We start from the raw sequence: 22,235 nt of genomic DNA on the forward strand, positions 1-22,235 counted from the left end.
TTGTTAATTTATTGAAATATAAGGGTATTTCATTAAGTGGGAATTCAGGTGGGCAATAATTACATTTAAATGGGTAGGTGTTACATGCTCTGGTTACATTTGTAACGCGTATTAAAAAGCCGGCATGCGCCGGCTTTGATAAAAATGCTAAGTTATTTTTTCTTTTTAACTTTCGCTTTTTTCTTCGCTTTCATTTTTACCGGATCTTTACGCTTTTTAGCGGGTGGCTTAGCTTCTTTATGCTGCGGCTCTATGCCTTTAATTACACGACGTTTAAGCTTTTGTTCAATGTAGCGTTCTACTTTGTACAAAATACCAATATCGTGCGCTTCCACTAATGATATAGCGATACCTTTTTTACCTGCACGACCCGTACGGCCAATTCGGTGTACATATACGTCAGCTGTTCGTGGCATGTCAAAGTTAATAACATGGCTAATGTCAGATACGTCAATACCTCGGGCGGCTACATCTGTTGCAATCAATATTTTAGTGCGGCCGCTATGAAAGTTTTCCATTGCTTTCATGCGCTTGTCTTGGGGCATTTCACCACGCAGCCAGGCGGCTTTTACGCCGTTATTAGTTAATTCACCAATGAGTGTTTCTAAACGCTCACGGGTTTTAACAAACACAATAGCTTTACTAACGTCTGGGCCGTTAAGGGTATTGACTAAAAGTTCTAGTTTATGGTGGTAATCATCAGCAAGATGAACCCACTGGTGAATTTTAGCTTTTTCTTTGCGTGACGACTCAGCTTCTAATAGAGCTGGGTCGTTTAATGTGGTTTCTGCAAATCGCTCTACGCTGTCGCCCTCAAGGGTAGCAGAGAACAAAAAGCACTGACGGCGGTTTTTAGCTTCGTCACAAATACGGCTCATTTCTTTTTTGAAACCCATGTCTAGCATGCGGTCGGCTTCATCAATAATAAGCATTTCGACGTGTTCAGCATGAAAGTTTTCAGTTTCAAGGTATTCCATTAATCGCCCTGGAGTGGCAATTAACACGTCGTTATTTTTTTCAAAAATTTCTTTATGCGTTCCGTAGTTAATACCGCCGGTTACTACACCTATTTTCAGGTGCGTACGTTTTGCTAGTAACTCACATTGCTCATGAATTTGATAAGCCAGCTCACGTGTTGGGGTCATTATTAATACGCGAGCAAAACCAGGTTCACGGCGCGGAAAATCCAATAAGTATTGAATAGCAGGAATTAAAAATGCCGCTGTTTTACCTGTGCCAGTTGGCGCAGACGCTAAAATATCACGTCCCTGAAGGGCTTCAGGAATAGCTTGCTGTTGAATACTGGTCGGCGTTTCGTAACCCATTTTATTAATGGCGTCGAGTAATTTGGTATCAAGATCAAATTCAGAAAATTGCATAGAGTGTCTAAAATAGTGGACAATTACGTTGATTATACGCGCTATGCTGCGCTTGGTGAATGAAAAGGTGAAAAAATGTCTGGTTTTGCATTTAAACAATTTAAGGTTGAACACGACCATTGCGCAATGAAGGTTTCAACCGACGGCATTTTGCTTGGCGCGTGGGCAAACTTAACAGATGCAAACACGTTATTAGATATTGGCACAGGCACAGGGTTATTGGCGTTAATGTGTAAGCAGCGCAGGCCAACATTGAGTATTACCGCGATTGAAATAGATAAAAACGCATACAATCAAGCATTACAAAACGTAGCAAATAGTCCGTGGCCAAATATAACTATTCAGCACCAAACTATTCAAAGCTTTAATAGTGATGCTCCCTTTGACGTAATCATTTCTAATCCGCCTTATTTTAATCACAGTCTAAAAGGCAATAATGCTGCCCGAAACACTGCACGCCACACTGATGGTTTAAGCTTTGAGGAGTTAATTAACGCGTTTAGGCAACTAAGTCATTCACAGTCACGATTTTGTTTAATACTGCCAAGCACTGAGGCCGAGGTATTTATTGAACTTGCCGTTAAACATGGACTTTATTTAAATGCACATTGCCAAGTGCAAGCGACACCTAGTAAACCTATAAGCCGCAGTTTAATGACATTTAGCTACCTACAATCACAAACCGACAATTCAACGCTATGCATTAGAGAGTTAAACAACAATTACACCACTGATTACGTTGCTTTGTGTAAGGCGTTTTATTTAAAAATGACGTAACTGTATGGATGATTATCTAATAATAAAGGATAGTTTACCCATAATGCATACGTATTCAGTTGTTATTTAATCAATCTCAAGACTAGTGTTAACCACTTGTAAATAACGAAGAGCATGTTGTTTAGCTCGCCAACATTTGGAAACACACACTATGAAGCTGAATAAAATTGTCACCACCGCCGGTTTAAGCCTAGGTTTGCTTTTACCTAACCTTGCAGCTGCTACACCCACTACGTTTGTTCATTTATTTGAATGGAGTTGGCCCGATGTCGCACAAGAGTGTGAGCAGTTTTTAGGACCAAAAGGGTACGCTGCTGTACAGGTTTCTCCACCTAACGAACATATTACAGGCAACCAATGGTGGACTCGCTATCAACCTGTGAGCTACCAACTGCAAAGCCGAGGCGGTAACCGAACGCAGTTTATAGATATGGTCAACCGTTGTAAAAGTGCAGGGGTCGATATATATGTAGATACCCTAATTAACCACATGGCAGCTGGGAGTGGGAATGGCGTAGCGGGAAGCACGTTTGGGAATAAACAATACCCAATTTATAGCCCACAAGATTTTCACGAAAGCTGCTCAATTAACCCAGAAGATTACGGTAATAACCGTTATCGCGTTCAAAACTGTGAGCTGGTAGGGCTTGCCGACTTAAACACATCTTCAAATTACGTGCAAAATACCATAGCGGCTTATATTAATGACCTTCAAGCTATTGGAGTAAAAGGCTTTAGGTTTGACGCGGCTAAACACGTAGCCGCTAGCGATATTCAAAGCCTTATGGCTAAAATAAACGGCTCGCCGTTGGTTTTTCATGAAGTGATTGATCAGGGAACAGAAGCCGTTGATGCCTCTGAGTATTTAAGTACAGGGCTTGTTACCGAGTTTAAATACAGTACACAACTTGGTAATACATTTAGAAACGGCTCACTTGCGTGGCTAAGTAATTTTGGTGAAGGGTGGGGCTTTATGCCAAGCTCATCGGCGGTCGTATTTGTAGATAATCACGATAACCAGCGCGGGCACGGTGGTGCGGGTAATGTAATTACTTTTGAAGATGGCCGTTTATACGACCTAGCTAACGTATTTATGTTGGCGTATCCGTATGGTTACCCAAAAGTGATGTCGAGTTACGATTTTCATGGTGATACCGATGCAGGCGGGCCAAGTGTTCCCGTTCATAACAATGGTAATTTAGAATGCTTTGCAAGCAATTGGAAGTGTGAACACCGGTGGTCATATATTGCTGGTGGCGTTGATTTTAGAAATAACACCGCCGACAACTGGGCTGTGACAAATTGGTGGGATAACACGAATAATCAGATTTCATTTGGCCGCGGTAGCTCAGGTCATATGGCTATTAACAAAGAAGACTCAACGCTTAATGCTACTGTGCAAACAGACATGGCACCCGGTCAATATTGTAATGTATTAAAAGGTGAATTGTCGGGCGATGCTAAAAGTTGTAGCGGTGAGGTTATAACCGTTAATAATAATGGCACTATTAATTTAAATGTGGCGCCGTGGGACGCCATGGCAATTCATAAAAACGCTAAGTTATCACAAGGGTCGACTTCAACCCCGAATGGTGATTGGCAGCGTACTGTTATTTTTATTAACGCACAAACCCAAAGTGGGCAAGATATGTTTGTACGTGGCGGAATAGATCATACCTATGCCAATACAAATTTAGGAAGAAACTGCCAAACAACCAATGTTGAATGCGCGATGCCTATTCGCCATAACAATTTAAAAAATGCCACTACAAGTCCATGGAAAGCAAACGATAACTTTCTAGATTGGTACGGTATAGAAAGCGGGCAAAGTACGCAAGCAGAGGGGACAGCAGCCGATTGGACTACAAACGTGTGGCCAGATGCGTATGGTACACAAAAAACAGTGGCCAACGACGGTTTTGGCGTTACACCGCTTAATATTTGGGGCGAACACTATTGGATGCTAGATGTAGACATGGATTGCAGCAAAGCAGTAAATGGGTGGTTTGAGGTAAAAGCATTTGTAAAAAATGGCCAAGGTTGGGAAAGCAATATTAACCAAGCCAATACACCCTATGCCAGCACTAACCATGTGGCACAGTGCGGAAAAATTAATATGTTTAAATTTAACAGCTCAAATGTAGATATTCGTAGCTTTTAAACTTATGCGTTAAGTTTAGCCTTGTGCATTACTACTAAAGCCAAACACCTAAGCGTGTTTGGCTTTTTACTGCAACCATTGAGCTTAAGCAGTTAAAGCGTTTCGCCGTACTCGGTCATTATTTGCTCAACCCAAGTCGCAATGCGTTCATCGCTTAGCTCGTACTGGCTGTCTTCATCAAGGGCGAGCCCTACAAACTGTTTGCCATCGGGGGTGAGTGCCTTTGAAGCTTCAAACTCGTAGCTGCTGTCGTTTGGCCAAAGGCCAAGTTGTGTAAATGTTTGTGTGTTTATTTCGTCGTGCAGCATACCCAGAGCGTCTTGAAACCACTGTCCGTAACCTTGCTGGTCGCCCATGCCAAATAATGCAATGGTTTTACCATGTAGGTTTACATCTTTTATGTCGTCCCATTTTGACTCCCAGTCTTCTTGTATTTCGCCAAAGTCCCATGTTGAAATACCAAAGATGATAAAGTCGTACTGCTCTGCATTTTTTAGTGGTTCGTCTTTAATATTGTGAAGGCTGACTATATCGTCACCAATAAGGTCACGAATTTTTTCTGCTGCCATTTCGGTGTAGCACGTAGTAGAGCCAAAAAATAAACCAATTTGCATCGTATTTATCACTGTGTAATTGCCTGATATGATAGGCTCAAGTTTACCGTAAGGTATTTTTAATTGATACCTTAGCAAAGCATGAGAGCATAATGTGACAACGCTATCTGACGATTTTTCAGAAAATAAAAGCAGTATGAGCACCAATAGCGACTACCTAGAAACCTTTTTAGATAGCCTTTATTTAGAGCAAGGTGTAAGCGAAAACACATTAAGTGCTTACCGCAGCGATTTAGATAAGTTTTGCCAGTTTTTAAAAGGCGAAAACTTAATGACGGTAACAGGGCACGACATTGAAAGCTATTTAGCGCACCGGGTCGACTTAGGCCTAAAGCCGCGCAGTACAGCGCGCAGTATCAGTGCGTTAAAACGGTTTTATCAGTATTTTGTACGTGAAAAACTGATTACCGATACACCCATGTTAAACATTGCTCAACCCAAAGCGGGGCAATCGTTACCTAAAACACTTTCTGAAGCCGAAGTAGAAGCGCTTCTTAACGCCCCCAATACTGAAGAGCCAATGGGACTGCGCGATAAGGCGATGCTTGAGTTACTTTACGCCACAGGCCTGCGTGTCAGTGAGTTGGTTGGGCTACGTATGGAGCAAATTAACTTAAGCCAAGCGGTTGTGTTTGTAAAAGGTAAAGGCAACAAAGAACGTTTAGTGCCGCTGGGCGAAGAAGCCATGCATTGGCTTGAGCTTTTTTTAAAAGTTGGGCGTGCACAAATGATCAAACACGCCACCGACTTTGTATTTCCGTCAAAGCGTGGTGTAGGCATGACTCGACAAACCTTTTGGCATAGAATCAAACACTATGCTATTTTGGCATCGGTTGAATCGCCATTATCACCCCACACATTGCGCCATGCATTTGCTACGCATTTATTAAATCATGGGGCCGATTTACGTGTCGTACAAATGATGTTGGGACACAGCGACCTATCAACAACGCAAATTTATACTCATGTTGCTAATGAACGGTTAAAATCGGTACACGCGCAGCATCATCCGCGCGCTTAATTTGAAATAAAATAGTATTAAGCCGGTCAATATATTAAGTATTTTTAGGATAGAGAGAAGTTATGAAAAAATTAATGTTAGCAGGTGCCATGTTGTGCACAAGTATGAGTGCATTGGCAAATGACGTTGCAGTAACGCCAAATGCTAATGATCCTATTGTTACTAAGTTTGCGGCACTTGGCGTAACAGTTAAGCAAATAAATCCAAGCCCAGTGGCTGGTTTAAAAGAGCTAATCACAAACAAAGGCGTGTTATACGCAAGCCCAGACGGCCAGTTTTTAATGCAAGGCACGTTAATCGATTTAGAAAATCGTAGTAACCTAACAGAGCAAGCTTTAAATAGCGTGCGTGCTGAAGGTATTACAGATTATGAAGAGTCGATGATTGTGTACAAAGCACCAAACGAAAAACACAGCATCACTGTATTTACTGATATTAGCTGTGGTTATTGTCGTAAATTACACCGTGAACTAAACGATTTGCTTGATGCGGGTATTACCGTTAAGTATTTAGCGTTTCCACGTGGTGGCTTACAAGGTTCGGGCTACGCAGATTTAATGAATGTATGGTGTGCGAAAGATCAACAAGAGGCGTTAACAGAAGCTAAAGCAGGTGAAAGTACCACGGTAGTTGCAGGTTGCAGTGCGCCTATTGCTGAGCATTATCAGCTAGGCCAAAGCTTTGGTATTAGTGGCACGCCAGCCATTATTTTAGATGACGGTACAATGATCCCAGGTTACCAACCTGCTGCTGCATTAAAAGCAGCGTTAGATGCTAATAAAGCATCTTAATAACGTGTTTACGTTTATAAAAAGGCCTTAATGGCCTTTTTTTGTCTTTTTAGTACGACTCAATAAGTTAAAAAACCTGCATGAAAAAACTGATCATTGCGCGCGAAAACGTTAACGACTCGCACTTACCGAGCCATTTGCATCCGGTTATAAAACAAATTTACGCGACTCGTCGTGTAGTTGATGCCCAAGAGCTCGATAACGGTGTTGCTACGCTTCACGACTATAAATTGTTTAAAGACATCGACAAGGCAAGTGCATTACTCGTCGATGCGCTTAAGGCGCAAAGCCAGATTTTAATTGTGGGCGACTTTGATGCCGATGGCGCAACCAGTACTGCAACCTTAATGCAGGGGTTGCAAATGTTTGGTTTTCAAAATTTAGATTACCTCATTCCAGACCGCTTTAGCTTAGGTTATGGGTTAAGCCCCGCACTGGCCGAACAAATAGTACAAATAAAACCCGATTTAGTGATCACCGTAGATAACGGTATATCCTGTATTGCCGGTATTGATATTTTAAAATCGGTAGGTATAAAAGTGTTGGTTACAGATCACCATTTACAAGGTGAGCAGCTTCCAAATGCCGACGCCATTGTAAATCCAAACAGGCACGAATGTAACTTTCCGTCAAAGTCGATTGCTGGTGTAGGCGTGGCGTTTTACTTATTAATTGCGCTAAGAAGCCTAATGCGCGAACAAGGTTATTTTACGCAACAAGCACCGCCTAACTTAGCAAACTTATTAGACATAGTTGCGCTGGGTACAGTAGCTGATGTAGTTGCGCTTGATGCAAATAACCGAACACTAGTACACCAAGGTTTAGCGCGTATTCGCAGTGGTAAAACACGCCCAGGTATTACAGCTCTTATTGAAGTGGCTAACCGAAATGCAGCACGCCTAAGTGCCAGCGATTTTGGTTTTTCACTTGCGCCGCGTTTAAATGCAGCAGGGCGATTAGACGACATGAGCTTGGGTATAGCCTGCTTACTGAGTAACGATATAAACCAAGCAAGGCGTATTGCAGGCGAACTCGACAGCTTAAACCATGCAAGGCGTGAAATAGAGCAGGGTATGCAAGCTGAAGCGCAAGCTGTGCTTGATAGGCTCGCCTTTACCGACGACAACATTCCTGATGCTATCTGTTTGTTCCAAGATGACTGGCATCAGGGCGTTATTGGTATTTTGGCTGGCCGTTTAAAAGAAAAATACCATCGTCCAACCGTTATTTTTGCTGGTGGCGAAAACGGCGAAATTAAAGGCTCGTGCCGCTCCATTGAAGGGCTACACATGCGCGACCTACTCGAAGGGTTAAATACCGCGGACCCCCACCTAATTAATAAGTTTGGTGGCCATGCCATGGCGGCGGGTTTAAGTATTAACGAGCAAAACTTTAACGCCTTTAAAAAAGCGTTTGATGCCGCAGTCAGTGCGCAATTAAGCGAAGAAAGTAAGCGTTGTATTGTGTTTACCGACGGTGAACTGCCAAACGACTGCTTTACCATGGAGTTTGCCCAATTATTAAAGCAATCAGGTCCATGGGGGCAGCAGTTCCCAGAGCCGGTGTTTGAACATACCTTTGAATTAATTCAGCAACGTATTGTTGGTGAAAAACATTTAAAACTGGTGCTTAAACATCAATCAGGGCGGTTAGTTGACGCTATTGCTTTTGGTATTGACGTAAAAGAATGGCCAGATACCGAAGCGCGCTTTGTTAAAGTGGCTTATCAACTCGATATTAACGAGTTTAGGGGTAAGTTTAGCCTACAGCTAATCGTCCGAGAACTTGAAAAATTACATTAAAAAATATGCACAATACATGCATAAAAGGCTAATAAAACGCGCGATTTTTTGTTAAAATCGGGCGTTTTTATCATTTGACGATAACTTATTGCGGATATTCCTTAAGTCGGGCCGTAATAATCTAGCCATTTTGGAGTAATGTACATGTTTGAAGTGAATCCTGTGATTAATCAAATCAAGGAAATTCGCGATCGTACTGAACTGCTTCGGGGGTACCTTTGACTACGCTCTTAAACAAGAACGCTTAGAAGAGGTTAACGCCGAACTTGAAGATTCAGCTGTATGGAATGAACCTGAACGCGCACAGGCACTTGGCCGTGAAAAGTCAGCATTAGAGGCGGTTGTTGAAACAATCGACAACTTAGTTGCTGGCGCTGATGACGTTGAAGGCTTGCTTGAGCTTGCAATAGAAGCCGAAGACGAAGACACCTTTGACGAAGCAAATGCAGAGCTTGAAGGTCTAAACGAGCAATTAGAAGGTTTAGAGTTTCGTCGCATGTTTTCGGGCACGCACGACGCAAACGATGCATACCTTGATTTACAATCAGGTTCAGGCGGCACTGAAGCTCAAGACTGGTGTAACATGTTACTTCGCATGTATTTACGCTGGGGTGAAGCAAAAGGCTTTAAAGTTGAGCTAGTAGAAGCAACCGATGGCGATGTAGCCGGAATAAAAGGCGCAACAGTTCGCTTTGTTGGTGAATATGCTTACGGTTGGTTACGTACAGAAACAGGCGTACACCGTTTAGTGCGTAAAAGCCCATTTGACTCAAGTGGTCGTCGTCATACATCGTTTGCCTCTGCGTTTGTATACCCAGAGATAGACGACAATATTGAAATTGACATTAATCCGTCTGACCTACGTATAGATGTGTACCGTGCATCGGGCGCAGGTGGTCAGCACGTTAACACCACCGAATCGGCAGTACGTATTACTCACGTGCCTACAAACACGGTAGTGCAATGTCAAAACGAGCGTTCGCAACATAAAAATAAAGCCCAAGCAATGAAGCAATTAAAAGCTAAATTATTTGAGCTTGAGCTACAGCAGCAAAATGCTGAAAAACAAACGCAAGAAGATGCAAAATCAGATATTGGTTGGGGCAGTCAAATTCGTTCATACGTTCTTGATGACTCGCGTATTAAAGATTTACGCACCGGCGTTGAAAACCGCAATACCCAATCGGTACTTGACGGTAACCTAGACAAATTTATTGAAGCCAGCCTTAAATCTGGCCTATAACCACCAAGCTAATAAAGAGCTAAAAAATGACTGATAAAATCCAAGACGAAAACAAGTTAATCGCTGAGCGTCGCGGCAAGTTAGATGCTATTCGCGAAAATTGCCCAGCCAACGGTCATCCAAACCAATTCCGTCGTGAACATTACACGGCTGATTTGCAAGCTGAGTTTGGTGATAAAACAAAAGAAGAATTAATTGAGCTACAGCACGTAGTATCAATTGCTGGTCGTATTCTTGCCAAGCGTGGCCCGTTTATGTCTATTCAAGACATGAAAGGCCGTGTACAAGTTTACGCATCAAAAGACGTACAAAAAGATTTAAAAGCAAAATATGGCCAACTTGATATTGGCGATATTATTGGTGTTAAAGGTCCGCTTAATAAATCGGGTAAAGGCGATTTATACGTAGACATGGCCGAGTACGAATTACTTACTAAGTCACTACGCCCATTACCAGAAAAATTTCATGGCCTTTCAGACCAAGAAACAAAATACCGCCAGCGTTATGTTGATTTAATTACTAACGAAGCAACGCGCGAAACATTCCGCATTCGCTCACAAGTAGTTGAAGGTATTCGTCGCTTTTTAGCAGAGCGCGACTTTATGGAAGTAGAAACGCCCATGCTACAGGTTATTCCTGGCGGCGCATCTGCGCGTCCATTTGTGACTCATCATAACGCACTTGATATCGATATGTACTTACGTATTGCGCCAGAGCTTTACCTTAAGCGTTTAGTAGTAGGTGGTTTTGACCGCGTATTTGAAATTAACCGTAACTTCCGTAACGAAGGGTTATCAACGCGTCATAACCCAGAATTCACTATGATTGAGTTCTACCAAGCGTATGCTGATTACATCGACCTGATGAACATCACCGAAGACATGCTACGCACTGTTGCAACTAACGTATTGGGCAGCCCAATTGTTATTAATACAACAAAAGATGAAAACGGCGAAGTAACCGACTCAGTCGAGTACGACTTTGGCAAACCGTTTGAGCGCCTAAGCATGGCTGATGCTATCTTAAAATATAACCCAGAGTTTGATGCTGCGGTATTTAACGACCCAGAAAACCACTTTGAAGAATTAAAAGCGTACGCTAAACAAGTACACGTTAAAATTCCTGAAAATTGTGTGTGGGGCCCAGGTAAGTTTTTATGTGAAATATTTGAAGAAACGGCTGAGCACATGCTTATCCAACCTACATTTATTACAGGTTACCCATGGGAAGTATCGCCACTGGCGCGTCGTAACGACGAAAACCCATTTGTTACCGACCGTTTTGAGTTTTTTGTTGGCGGACGTGAGCTTGCAAATGGTTTCTCGGAGCTTAACGATGCACAAGATCAAGCTGAACGCTTTACTCGTCAAGTTGAAGAGAAAGACGCCGGTGATGATGAAGCAATGCACTACGATGAAGACTACATACGCGCACTAGAGTACGGTTTACCGCCTACCGCTGGTGAAGGTATTGGTATTGACCGATTAGTAATGTTGTTTACTGACTCGTCTACAATTAAAGACGTTATTTTATTCCCGCATATGCGCCCGCAAGCTGACTAAGCTTAATGTAAAATAACACCCTGAAACGCCGCTTAATTGCGGCGTTTTTGTTTTAATTTTGTTTATTCATAGCTAATAAGACCATTATTCATATATTAAGCTGTTGATATTTAGTTGTAATTTTTTTATGAAAATTTTTATGTGCATATAACAAATTAATGAGTAACTTTTAAACATTATGTTGTATTTTTGTAACTTTGTTAGCTACAATACGGCCAAATTTTAAACGGCCTAACTTTTAGGTGCTGTAAATAATAAAAACGGATTTATAAAATAATAAAATGACAGATAAAACTATCGAAGAGTCGGAAGAACTCAGTCAAACCGAGCGAGAGCGAGAGGCGTTTTACCGAGCATGCATTGCCGAGTTTCAACAACTAGGTTATCAAGAGCAGTACCTGGCTAGTTTAAAAGATAAATGTGCACCAACCGACGACACACTTACGCCTAACGAAGAGAGTTGATTAGCTTAAAAATTAGGCTTCTTTCATATAAAAACATAACATATGTGTGTTCTGTAACCATATAGACACTTTTGATAGAAAAGTGTTTGACATATTTTCTGAAATCTTTATTATACGCCCCACAAGACGGAGAGGTGTCCGAGTGGCCGAAGGAGCTCCCCTGCTAAGGGAGTATAGAGTTTGTAGCTCTATCGAGGGTTCGAATCCCTCCCTCTCCACCATTTTCTAAATGGCGAAATCTTGTAAACGTAAAGATGGGCGCATAGCTCAGCTGGATAGAGTACCTGGCTACGAACCAGGCGGTCGGAGGTTCGAATCCTCCTGCGCCCACCACTCTTTACACACTCTGCTTAGAGTATAAATAAGTTAAAGTGTTTGGTTTTTAACCAAATGGTCGGAGGTTCATTCTTACAAGATACGTCCTGCTTCCAACACTTTTCACACACTCTGCTTAGAGTATAAACTAGCAAATAGTAAAAGTGGGCGCATAGCTCAGCTGGATAGAGTACCTGGCTACGAACCAGGCGGTCGGAGGTTCGAATCCTCCTGCGCCCACCACTTTTACAACACTCTACTTAGAGTATAAACAAGTAAAAAGAATGAAAGTGGGCGCATAGCTCAGCTGGATAGAGTACCTGGCTACGAACCAGGCGGTCGGAGGTTCGAATCCTCCTGCGCCCACCACTTTCATACATAAACCGACACTAAGTCGGTTTTTTTGTGTCTGAAATTTGAGAAAGCTTTCAGATATCAGATTTCAGTTAAGCCAAACAAACACCCATGTTAAAAACTTCAGCGTAGACGCAGAACTTGTTCGCGTGAGAAGCGCAGCTTCTAATTACTTATGTATCTACTCAAAACTATTCACTGCTCTTTAACCTAAGCTGTGTTATTTTAAACGCCTTGTTTAAAAGGATCTTGCTGTATGTTTAAAACCGTATTTTTTATATTCTTATTTATTTTAAGCGCACTTTTTACTGTTAACGCACCCGCAAATGAAGCAAAGCATTCAATAACCGTGGGGGCTGAGCAACCTGCTTTATACTTACCGCAATTAAAAAATAAACGTGTTGGACTGGTGGTGAATCAAACCTCTTTAGTTGGGCCTATCCATTTAGTCGACAGCCTGCTGACTAAAAATATAAACATAACTAAAATTTTTGCACCCGAGCATGGCTTTAGAGGCGATCACGACGCCGGTGCCCATGTTAAAAATGCAGTTGATAGCAAAACGGGAATCCCGCTTATTTCTATTTATGGCAAAAACAAAAAACCAAGTGCGGAGGCACTTAGCAATGTGGATGTTATTGTTTTTGATATTCAAGATGTGGGCGTACGTTTTTATACCTACATAAGCTCTATGCATTACATGATGGAAGCCGCAGCCGAGCAAGGTATTGAATTTATGGTACTTGATAGGCCAAACCCGAATATTGCCTATGTTGATGGGCCAGTTCTTGAACGCGAATTTAAGTCGTTTGTAGGTATGCACCCAATCCCCGTGCTGCACGGCATGACGGTAGGCGAACTTGCTAACATGATCAAAGGCGAAAGCTGGATCAATAAAGCGGCCGATCTACAGCTCACCGTGATCCCCGTTGATCGTTATACACGCACAACCCGTTTTAGCTTACCTGTAAAGCCCAGTCCTAATTTACCAAACGATCAATCAATCGCGCTTTACCCGTCGCTTTGTTTTTTTGAAGCCACACCTATAAGTATTGGCAGAGGTACTGACTTTGCATTTCAGGTAATTGGTTACTCGCCTGTTGCGCTTGGAGAGTTTAGTTTTACACCACGCTCTATTAAAGGCGCCTCAGCAAACCCTAAATTTAAAAATACCTCTGTAAAAGGGCTCGATTTACGCACGGAAAATACGCATGGGCTTAATTTAAGTTACTTAATAACGGCTTATAGTAAATTAACTAAAAACAATATTACCTTTTTTGAACGCGCTGATTTTATGGATAAACTAGCAGGTACTAATAAGTTACGTTTAGCTATTGAAGCAGGGCAGTCGGCTGAGCAAATAAAGCAAGGCTGGCAAAGCGGCCTTACACGATTTAAAACGCAACGAGCGCCTTATTTGCTATATAAGTAAGGCCTAACCATGCTATTTACTTTAAAAAATACCCGCTTAATTCAAAACACGTGGTTAGTTGCTATGAGTTTAATTATTGTGGGCTGTGGTAGTACACATAACTCATTAAAATCGCAGCAGGTGCTGACTAAAAGCCAGTTAGTACAGCTGCCAAATGCGCAAGTTGTAGCCCGCTTTCCTGATCCAAACCCAAGTAGCCGGTTTTATGTAAACAACCGCGGCACATTTAAAGCGTATAAAGGGCGTGGCCAATTATTAATACAAAACCACAACGCCGAAAGTGCTGATATTTATATTAACAACCAAAAACTTAATACCAATACGTTAACCGCTAATACGCTTTATAATTACAGTTTAGCGGCGCATACCCATAATGGTATAAACACATTTAAGGTAGAAAATATTTTACCTAAAGGCACAAGCTTAACGCTGCGCTTTGCATTTCCTACCTTAAATTTAACGCCTAACAAGCCTATTGATTTTACAGACGTTGATGAACTCATTAAACGCGATATTAAAGCGGGGTTTCCTGGTGCAGTACTGGCAGTTGTTAAAAATGGCGAGTTAATAAAACTCAGTGCCTATGGCGATGCAAAGCAGTACCAACAAAACGATTTAATGCTAATGCGCCCAGAACCTATGCAAACACACACTCTGTTTGATTTAGCCTCAAACACCAAAATATTTGCCACTAATTTTGCACTTATGAAATTAATAAGCGAAGGGCAACTAAATATAAACAAACCTGTGCAAAGCTATGTGCCCGAATACACCGGTGATGGGCGAGAGCAACGCACAGTAAAAGAGTTACTTACGCATACCGCCGGTTACCCACCCGTGTTTGATTTTCACCGAAAAGATACACAGCAAGGCAATACATTTTATTCTCAAAATAGCCAAACCACTAAACAGCTTTTGTTAACAAAAGTACCGCTTAATAACAAAAGCCCAGTGCAACATGTTTATTCTGATATTGATTACATGATTTTAGGTGTACTGGTTGAGCGCATAACAGGGCAGCCATTAGACGAGTATTTAGAGCAGCACATTTATGCGCCCCTTGAACTGAGTAACACGCTATTTAATCCACTTAAAAAAGGGTTTGAACGCAATCAATTTGCAGCCACTGAGCTTAGCGGTAACACCCGCGATGGGCGTATTACTTTTGATAATATTCGTACTCATGTTTTGCAAGGTCAGGTTCATGACGAACGCGCATTTTACTCGTTTGGCGGCGTTGCTGGGCATGCCGGGTTATTTAGTAACGCCCACGATTTAGCTGTGCTTTGCCAGCTACTATTAAATAATGGTGGCTACGGCGACCAACAATTATTTAGTGCAAGTGCCTTGGCGCAGTTTTTAACGCCGCAAAGCACTAACGAAACTTACGGCCTAGGTTTTAGGCTTGCAGGCAATAACCAAGCACGGCGTTGGCACTTTGGCCCTTATGCCAGCGCACAAGCGTATGGCCATACCGGTTGGACAGGCACCGTAACAGTAATCGATCCCGCTTACGACTTGGCCATTGTTTTGCTTACTAACGCGCGCCACACTGCAATTAAAGGCACACAAAAACGTTATGAATTTACAGGCAAACAATTCGAAACCGCTCAGTACGGATCTGTGGTATCGCTTATTTACGAAGCGCTGTTAAATCAATAAATTATCGTATAGGTTAAAATGGGCTAATACAGTTATACCCAATGGCTTATTTGCAGGTGACTTGGCAACATCAATCCATTAAGCTAAGCGGTTTACTCCATTAAGCCACTTTTTAAGTATTGGGCTTAACATATAAGCGTTTAAGCGCGGGTTGTTAATAATTAAGGTTAACTTTTTATGCATTGGTATTCTATTTTACCGCCGCTAATTGCGATAGCTATCGTGTTTTGGCGCAAAGAAGTCATTATGGCGCTGCTAGTTGCCGTGGCGTCTTCTGAGTTTTTACTTGCCTTACAAGGGGAAGGAAATAGCGTATTTACAACGTTTTTAAATACCATAGAGCGTATTATTTCGGTGGCAAGTTCGCCGGGTAACAGCCGTATACTCATATTTAGTATTTTAATAGGTGCCTTACTTGCCTACATTCGCGAATCTGGCGGCGTAGCGGCAACGGTTAATTTACTAATGAACAAAGGGGTTGCAAAAGGTAAACGCCAAGTTGGCTTTTTAACTATGTTTACCGGCGTTGCGGTGTTTATAGAGTCAAACCTAAGCGTGCTTACGTCGGGTATTTTGTCACGCGGCCTGTTCGACAAATTTAAAATGAGCCGTGCGCGCCTTGCCTACATTATTGATAGTACTAGCGCACCTGTGTGTATTTTAATACTCCTTAACGGCTGGGGCGCATTTGTGCTGGGTTTGTTAGGTAATTACGAATTGGGCGAATCGGCGGTATCGGTACTGTGGGGCAGCGTAGGTTATAACTTTTACGCCATAATCACCCTGGTTATTGTTTTTTACACCATTGCGTTTGATAAAGTACACGGCCCAATGAAAGAGGCCGAACAAAAATTAGAACTACAAACAAACGAGCTAAAAGAAGAAGTAAAAGGTTCTAAAGCACGCTTTATGCTAGTGCCACTCATCACGCTAATTGCCAGCATGGTAGGCTTTATGTTTTACACTGGTAACGGTGTGTTGGCAGAAGGTAGCGGCTCTAAATCGGTATTATACGCAACCGTGCTTGCTATTGTGGTTGCTTACTTATTAATGATTAGTTCGCGCCAATTCACTCACCATCAACTAGTTGATACTGGCTTTAAGGGCATGGGTGAGTTACTTCCGCTGGTAAGTATTGTTTTGCTTTCACTCACACTGGGCGCAAGCTTAAAAGATCTAGGAACGGGTGTGTTTGTTGCCTCCTTAGTAGGCGACTACTTACCTATTTATTTAATAGTGCCCGTGCTGTTTTTAACAGGGGCGGTTATGTCGTTTACTACGGGGACATCGTGGGGCACGTTTGCCATACTTATCCCTATTGGCGTACCGCTAATACAAGCATTAGGTTTACCACCTTCATTGGTTATAGGCGCTATTTTAGGTGGCGGCATATTTGGCGATCACTGCTCGCCTATATCCGACACCAGCGCGGTATCGGCACTTGCATCGGGGTGTGACCTACTCACCCACGTTAAAACCCAGCTACCGTACGCGTTATTTGGTGGCGCACTGACCTTTATTGCTTATTTGGTTATTAGCATTATTGTGTTGTAAACACATTTCAGGACAAGACAGTTCTAAACATTTAAAAGCCTGCTTAATTGCAGGCTTTTTTGTCGCGCTGGCGATTACAGCCAAAGAGGGGCTGCCGCTGACCCCTCTCTGGACTCTCCCAGCGCCACCCGAGCATCACGCTTAATCCTTCAAAACATAATTGATATGAACGTAAGCGGCGAAGATATGCCATCCATGGCCTAGTTTCGCCTTATCGCGCATCCATGCGTGATATTACTCATCAATTACTTATTTTCAGGGCCTGATGACGGGGGTAAACGCTAGATTGTTTTTTGGTCTCAGTAAGATGCAAAAGCAGACTATAGACATGTGACGAAATTAAAAAGTGTTTAAACTTCGAGACATTAATTTCAGCCTTCCTTCAAATGATGCTAGCATGTAAAAAATTTAATTATTTAACAAGCCTATGGACAGTCAAAAATTAAATAAAGACCCTTATATAAAACTTTTTTGGGGCACAGTTTTAGTATCCATCTTTGCTTTTTTTACATTAAGCACTGTAGCTTTAAGTTCAGTAAAAACATATGAAATGTGTTTTTCTTATCAGTGTTTAAATTTCTTTTTTTCTGAAGTAATGTTAGTTCCTCTGACATCCTTAGCTGCTGCACTCCCTATTTGCGCTATATTTTTAACTTTACATAAATCGCAGCAAACTAAAACTCAAATAATTCAATCGTCTAATCAAAATAAAACGGCTAATTTTTTTATGCATAGGAAAGAGTTTGCTGAGTTGTGTAAAAAAATAGAAGAGAAGCACCCTGTAACTATAAATTGGCAGGAAATATACAACGCAATATTCTCCAATAATATTAACAATGAAAAAGTTAACTTGAGTTATGATCCTTCCTTATCAGATTATTTTTCTCTGGATGAAAATTACCTGAAACTATTCGATAGACTTTCAGAAGTTAATGGTAAGGTTGATACTTCTGATGCAATAAGCTTACTTCATGAGCTAGATAGGTTTGATAGTACTTCAGGTATAAAAATTCAGTTATCAGGTTCAGTCAACAGGTTGTTCTTAAAAGATGAAATTGCAGATATTGGGATTAAGCATTATATGCCATTGAAGTTAGTTAATGGGTCAATAACACAGACTTGGGAGCTTTATTTCAACATTATGAAGGAGCTTGCTTTCTTTTCAGGTACTACATTCGATTATGAAAAATCTATTAACCCGTTAGGACGTTACAATTATGTACTTTACCAAAAAGGAAGAATCGTTGAAAACGAAGGTGATTAAGCTTTAATAAGTTATAGGAATGACCTCAGAGGCTCAGCTTTTTCTTTTTTGACTTTCACTTTAAAAAAGACTAGATAATCAAATAGAAAGTACTTCGATTTTTCGATACATTTCTATTTTACACAAAATAAATGATATGCAGTCAAGGCAAGGGATTAAATTATTTGCTTTATTATACCATTTAGCTGAGTATTGCTCGGCAGCACGGGTGATTTTTATATAAAGAACATTTCAAATCACTATAAGGCAAGGAATCACCCCCTACACATCTTAACTCCAGATCCTGCATGTTTAAGCCCTACAATCTGCCCTTTGCCATTATGTGCCATGGCCAGCATATCACCCGTATTTATATTACTTTCAACTGCATGCTTACCTTTTAAATCGCTAAGCAATGACTGCTTAATTTGCACTAGCACCTCGTCATGACAGCTGGCTATATACCAGTCGTTATCGACCTTTACGAGCGTGCCGTATTCTATGTGGCGTTGCTGGTGGCGGCGTAAATCGTTTGCTAATTGGGTGTCGAGCGCGCGTTTTTGTTGCGTTATGGCGCTTGCGTAGCTGCCTGTTTGATCTATTTCATGCGTTGTTATAAACGAGTAGTCGTGAATGTCTATGGTGTTTAATACGGTTGTAGGGGCAGTATTTATTACGTTGTTGCTGTTGAGCACTATAAAGGCCAGTAAGCCCAGAGCGCAGGTAAGGCTTGTGAGTTGCAGGGCAAAACCTAACTTTTTAGGTTGTTTTTGGGCTACGCTGTGTTTTAACGCCTGTTGTTGAGCATGTGAAAGGGTGGTACGTGCTTTACGCGCTTTAAAGTGGTTTGTAAGCTTTTCATCAAACTGCTCATCAGGCTTGTTCATTATAATCTCCTAATAATTGTTTTAGGTTTTTTTTGGCGTAGCGTAGCCTTGTTTTTATGGTTTGTGCGTTGCTTTGCGTTATAAGCTCTATGTCGGCAAGGCTAAAACCTTCTTGTTGTAAGGTGATGGCTTCGCGCTGCACAAAGCTCAGTTCCTTGAGCGCTGTGTTGAATGCTTCGTAACTTATGTGTGTGTCACCTATGTGCGAGTCACTATGTGTTAATTCGCTTTGATAGGCACTTTGCAAAGGTTGTAGGCTGTTTTCGTCCAGCTCTACAAAATGTTGCTGTTTGCGGTATTCGTCTATTAACGTGTTACGTGCGAGTTTAAATAACCACGCTTTAGGCGTGGTTTGCGCTTGGTAAAGGTGGCGCTTTTCAATTACTTTTAGCCATGTTTGTTGGCTTACGTCGTATGCTAAGTGAGTATTAGACTGCGTAACAAGGTAGTGGTATAAATCGTTACTGTAAAGCGCAATAAGCTGCTCTAAGTGACGGTTTTCTCCACTTTTTGCATAACGCGCCATGCAGTCTTTGCTGGGCGTTTCAAATAACCAGGTTTTAATACTCATTAGCATAGGCGTTTAGTCCGTTAAATAGAGTTATCTAATTTAAAGTCAAGTTGAACCGTTTGATCTGTTTGTAATTGTGCCACACCTTCAATTACTTTTGGGCGGTATTTCCAACGTTTAATAGCGCGTAGTGCTTCGCGGTTAAAAATACGTTTTGGTTCGGCGTTTAAAACTACCGCGTCTATTACTTCGCCAGTCGGCGAAATATTAAAGCTAAGTTGTACCCAGCCTTCTATGCCATCGCGCGCAGCAGTGGTTGGGTACTTTGGATTTATGCGCACTATGGGTGAGGCATCTCCCGTTGGGCGATTAAGGGTATTGTTAATGCCGTCACCAAAGTTATTCATTATTAATGGCGGCGCCGTGTTGATTGCCATAACGGGGTCGGCACTCGGTGTTACCCGCGGTGGCGCTTTAGGCGGCATTTTTGGTGTAGGTGGTTCTGGCATTTTATCTATGTGCCTTACTTTTGAATCTTCGGGCACTTTAAATATTTCAACCGTTATTTCTTTGCCTGGGTCGAGTGGTGCGCGTTGGTCGCCACTGATTAGGTATTGCATAAATGCAAAGGCGGCAAAGGTCATTGCTGCACCACCAATAACGGCGGTTGATGTTTTTATAAATGTTGGGTTATTTGGGGTTTCAAGTGTGTGCATAAGCCGCTCCTAGTTAACTCATTATGTGGTTTTCAGAGCTATAACGGGTGGCAAATCAAAAAGGGGTGAAATATTTTTATAAAAAATGTGGGGTTTAGTTACAATAGCGTTTCGCATTCTTTTACTTATTAACTTTTTAGGCTGTTATGCAACTCATTGAAATAAATAAAGCGCGTTACCGTAAGCATTTAAATCGTGTCATTGTGGGCTGTGCGGCCTCGCTTGCGGTGGGGAGCTTAGCTATATCGCAAACGCTAATTGCGTTGCTTCCGGATGATAGCGGAAGCCATTTTCATTGGAACTTAACTGGTGTGGTTATTACAAGTTTAGCCATAGGGTGGTTGTTAAATAAATACCGTACTCATCCTTATATGACCGAAGTGGTTTATGTATGGGAGCTAAAACAGGCACTTAATAAAATAACCCGTAAAATGCCAAAGTTAAAAGCGGCTGGGCGCGAGGGTAACCCTGCTGCGTTATTAGCCATTCATTACAGTTATGCGGGCTCGCGTTTATTGTGGCAGCTAGACGACAACCTTATAACAATGGAAGACCTAGCCATTAAGCAAGCTGAGTTAGATTCGGTTGCTGCACAGTTTAATTTAACGCTTAATGCTGACGATTACGAAGAGAGCATACTAAAACAGTTTTAAAGCCCAACTTAAGGAGCCGCAATGAAAAAGGTATTGATTGTATGTTTAGGTAATATTTGCCGTTCACCTACTGCCGAGGCGGTACTAAAAGCGCGTGCAAAAACCTTGGGTGTAAAGCTGGTGGTCGATTCTGCAGGTACAATTGGCTATCACGAAGGTAATCCGCCAGATAGCCGCTCAATGGCGGCGGGTGAAAAGCGCGGCTATAGCTTTAAAGGAATACACTCGCGTAAAGTTCGAACCAGCGACTTTACCGAGTTTGATTTAATTTTAGCGGCCGACAAACAAAATTTAGCTGATTTACAAGAGCAGTGCCCACCGCATTTACATTATAAATTAGCGTTGTTTTTAGAGTACGGCGATCAAAGTATTAGCGCTATACCCGACCCATATTACGGTGGTGACGACGGCTTTGAAAACGTGCTCGATTTAATAGAAGCGGCCAGCGATAACATACTTGCTAAAATGTAAGCGCCTTTTATCAGCTTTGTTACATTAACGAACATTTGTTTTATTGCCCTTTGTTCCTTAATTAAGTACGATTTATGCTTACTTAAAAGGAATGTTATGAATACAAAAATATTACTACTGGCTTTATCACTTAGTTCGGGTTCTGCTTTTGCCAATGATGTGAGCTTTTCGATTGGGGGTGGTTACCCTTATTTGGTTGTTCCTGAAGCGTCTTTATCGGCAGACAACAATACCCAGCGCTGGTATGCAAACTATAAAATTGGCCTAGATGATGGCTTTTCAGTGGGCTTTGAACAAGCTGTAAGTAATAACAATAAACATGCATTTGGTGTATTAGTTGGGGCTATTGGCGCACGTGATACCGATCAACCATGTGAAAGCACAAACACTGACGACATTGCTAGTGAGCTGGGTAATATTTTTGGTTGTGCGCTCGGGCAAATATTTGATGATGAAACCACACATGGTGTTGGGCTTACATACAGTTATAACTTTAACGGCTTAAATAGTCGTGGTTTTAGACTCATACTTGATGCGGGCTACGGTAAAACAAGCGACAGCAACGAAAAAAGAGCCGATGGGGCTATTCGTATCAGTTACGAATTTTAGGACGCCGTAAACTA

General features: G+C 41.8%; 20 protein-coding genes and 4 tRNA genes. 19 read left to right on the plus strand and 5 right to left on the minus strand.

The window, feature by feature from the left end:
- Positions 1–152: 152 nt before the first annotated feature.
- On the minus strand, positions 153–1,379 hold the full coding sequence (gene srmB, locus CWB62_RS05185) for an ATP-dependent RNA helicase SrmB (RefSeq protein ID WP_058405865.1): 1,227 nt from the start codon (positions 1,377–1,379) through the stop codon (positions 153–155).
- A 75-nt stretch (positions 1,380–1,454) separates the two neighbouring features.
- Here srmB and CWB62_RS05190 point away from each other — a divergent pair, with 75 nt between their 5' ends.
- A complete protein-coding gene (locus tag CWB62_RS05190) occupies positions 1,455–2,156 on the plus strand; it encodes a tRNA1(Val) (adenine(37)-N6)-methyltransferase (protein ID WP_138529072.1) in 702 nt (233 codons plus the stop codon).
- Positions 2,157–2,307: 151 nt separating this feature from the next.
- Positions 2,308–4,317: an alpha-amylase gene (locus CWB62_RS05195; protein ID WP_138529070.1), complete on the plus strand. Its 2,010-nt coding sequence runs from the start codon at positions 2,308–2,310 to the stop codon at positions 4,315–4,317.
- 92 nt (positions 4,318–4,409) lie between these two features.
- Here the strand turns inward: CWB62_RS05195 and fldB are convergent, their stop codons facing one another.
- A complete protein-coding gene (fldB, locus tag CWB62_RS05200) occupies positions 4,410–4,931 on the minus strand; it encodes a flavodoxin FldB (protein WP_138529158.1) in 522 nt (173 codons plus the stop codon).
- Between the two features lie 94 nt (positions 4,932–5,025).
- On the opposite strand from fldB, the gene xerD reads away from it, so the two are divergent.
- From xerD to CWB62_RS05270, 14 genes are all read left to right on the plus strand, one after another.
- The gene (xerD, locus tag CWB62_RS05205; RefSeq protein WP_138529068.1) at positions 5,026–5,952 is read left to right on the plus strand and encodes a site-specific tyrosine recombinase XerD; all 927 of its coding nucleotides are present in this window, start codon (positions 5,026–5,028) and stop codon (positions 5,950–5,952) included.
- Positions 5,953–6,014: 62 nt separating this feature from the next.
- A complete protein-coding gene (gene dsbC / locus CWB62_RS05210; protein WP_058405870.1) occupies positions 6,015–6,743 on the plus strand; it encodes a bifunctional protein-disulfide isomerase/oxidoreductase DsbC in 729 nt (242 codons plus the stop codon).
- An 80-nt stretch (positions 6,744–6,823) separates the two neighbouring features.
- Positions 6,824–8,545 carry a single-stranded-DNA-specific exonuclease RecJ gene (gene recJ, locus CWB62_RS05215; protein WP_138529066.1) on the plus strand — a complete coding sequence of 574 codons (1,722 nt, stop codon included), beginning with the start codon at positions 6,824–6,826 and terminating at the stop codon, positions 8,543–8,545.
- Positions 8,546–8,689: 144 nt separating this feature from the next.
- Positions 8,690–9,788, plus strand: a protein-coding gene (gene prfB / locus CWB62_RS05220; protein WP_096801177.1) for a peptide chain release factor 2 whose coding sequence is annotated in 2 segments (ribosomal slippage) — positions 8,690–8,764 and positions 8,766–9,788 — 1,098 coding nt in all. Because the reading frame shifts where the segments join, the coding sequence is not laid out codon by codon here.
- A 26-nt stretch (positions 9,789–9,814) separates the two neighbouring features.
- Positions 9,815–11,350: a lysine--tRNA ligase gene (gene lysS, locus CWB62_RS05225; RefSeq protein WP_138529064.1), complete on the plus strand. Its 1,536-nt coding sequence runs from the start codon at positions 9,815–9,817 to the stop codon at positions 11,348–11,350.
- Between the two features lie 281 nt (positions 11,351–11,631).
- The gene (locus CWB62_RS05230; RefSeq protein ID WP_058405874.1) at positions 11,632–11,814 is read left to right on the plus strand and encodes a hypothetical protein; all 183 of its coding nucleotides are present in this window, start codon (positions 11,632–11,634) and stop codon (positions 11,812–11,814) included.
- A gap of 128 nt (positions 11,815–11,942) precedes the next feature.
- Positions 11,943–12,035, plus strand: a tRNA-Ser gene (locus tag CWB62_RS05235).
- Positions 12,036–12,070: 35 nt separating this feature from the next.
- Positions 12,071–12,147: transfer RNA gene (locus CWB62_RS05240), tRNA-Arg, on the plus strand.
- A 148-nt stretch (positions 12,148–12,295) separates the two neighbouring features.
- A tRNA-Arg gene (locus tag CWB62_RS05245) sits at positions 12,296–12,372 on the plus strand.
- Between the two features lie 49 nt (positions 12,373–12,421).
- Positions 12,422–12,498 (plus strand) — tRNA-Arg (locus CWB62_RS05250).
- 241 nt (positions 12,499–12,739) lie between these two features.
- Positions 12,740–13,915: an exo-beta-N-acetylmuramidase NamZ family protein gene (locus CWB62_RS05255; protein WP_138530665.1), complete on the plus strand. Its 1,176-nt coding sequence runs from the start codon at positions 12,740–12,742 to the stop codon at positions 13,913–13,915.
- Between the two features lie 9 nt (positions 13,916–13,924).
- The gene (gene pbp4b, locus CWB62_RS05260) at positions 13,925–15,577 is read left to right on the plus strand and encodes a penicillin binding protein PBP4B (protein ID WP_138530662.1); all 1,653 of its coding nucleotides are present in this window, start codon (positions 13,925–13,927) and stop codon (positions 15,575–15,577) included.
- 177 nt (positions 15,578–15,754) lie between these two features.
- Complete coding sequence (locus CWB62_RS05265) at positions 15,755–17,131, plus strand: Na+/H+ antiporter NhaC family protein (protein ID WP_138530660.1); 1,377 nt, start codon at positions 15,755–15,757, stop codon at positions 17,129–17,131.
- Between the two features lie 427 nt (positions 17,132–17,558).
- Entirely contained in the window at positions 17,559–18,395 is an 837-nt protein-coding gene (locus CWB62_RS05270; RefSeq protein ID WP_138530658.1) for a hypothetical protein, read from the plus strand.
- Positions 18,396–18,649: 254 nt separating this feature from the next.
- Here the strand turns inward: CWB62_RS05270 and CWB62_RS05275 are convergent, their stop codons facing one another.
- Genes CWB62_RS05275 through CWB62_RS05285 form a run of 3 tightly spaced genes read right to left on the minus strand, consistent with a single transcriptional unit; the run spans position 18,650 to position 20,488 of the window.
- A complete protein-coding gene (locus CWB62_RS05275) occupies positions 18,650–19,261 on the minus strand; it encodes a hypothetical protein (RefSeq protein WP_138530656.1) in 612 nt (203 codons plus the stop codon).
- Entirely contained in the window at positions 19,248–19,838 is a 591-nt protein-coding gene (locus CWB62_RS05280; protein WP_138530654.1) for an RNA polymerase sigma factor, read from the minus strand. The genes CWB62_RS05275 and CWB62_RS05280 overlap by 14 nt, the downstream gene beginning before the upstream one ends.
- A 14-nt stretch (positions 19,839–19,852) precedes the next feature.
- Entirely contained in the window at positions 19,853–20,488 is a 636-nt protein-coding gene (locus CWB62_RS05285; RefSeq protein ID WP_138530652.1) for an energy transducer TonB, read from the minus strand.
- Between the two features lie 146 nt (positions 20,489–20,634).
- Here CWB62_RS05285 and CWB62_RS05290 point away from each other — a divergent pair, with 146 nt between their 5' ends.
- From CWB62_RS05290 to CWB62_RS05300, 3 genes are all read left to right on the plus strand, one after another.
- Complete coding sequence (locus tag CWB62_RS05290; RefSeq protein ID WP_138530650.1) at positions 20,635–21,141, plus strand: DUF3087 domain-containing protein; 507 nt, start codon at positions 20,635–20,637, stop codon at positions 21,139–21,141.
- Between the two features lie 21 nt (positions 21,142–21,162).
- Positions 21,163–21,612 carry a low molecular weight protein-tyrosine-phosphatase gene (locus CWB62_RS05295; RefSeq protein ID WP_138530648.1) on the plus strand — a complete coding sequence of 150 codons (450 nt, stop codon included), beginning with the start codon at positions 21,163–21,165 and terminating at the stop codon, positions 21,610–21,612.
- A 96-nt stretch (positions 21,613–21,708) separates the two neighbouring features.
- The gene (locus CWB62_RS05300) at positions 21,709–22,221 is read left to right on the plus strand and encodes a hypothetical protein (protein WP_138530646.1); all 513 of its coding nucleotides are present in this window, start codon (positions 21,709–21,711) and stop codon (positions 22,219–22,221) included.
- Positions 22,222–22,235: the final 14 nt, after the last annotated feature.

The organism is Pseudoalteromonas sp. S408 (assembly GCF_005886645.1).
Classification (GTDB): domain Bacteria; phylum Pseudomonadota; class Gammaproteobacteria; order Enterobacterales; family Alteromonadaceae; genus Pseudoalteromonas.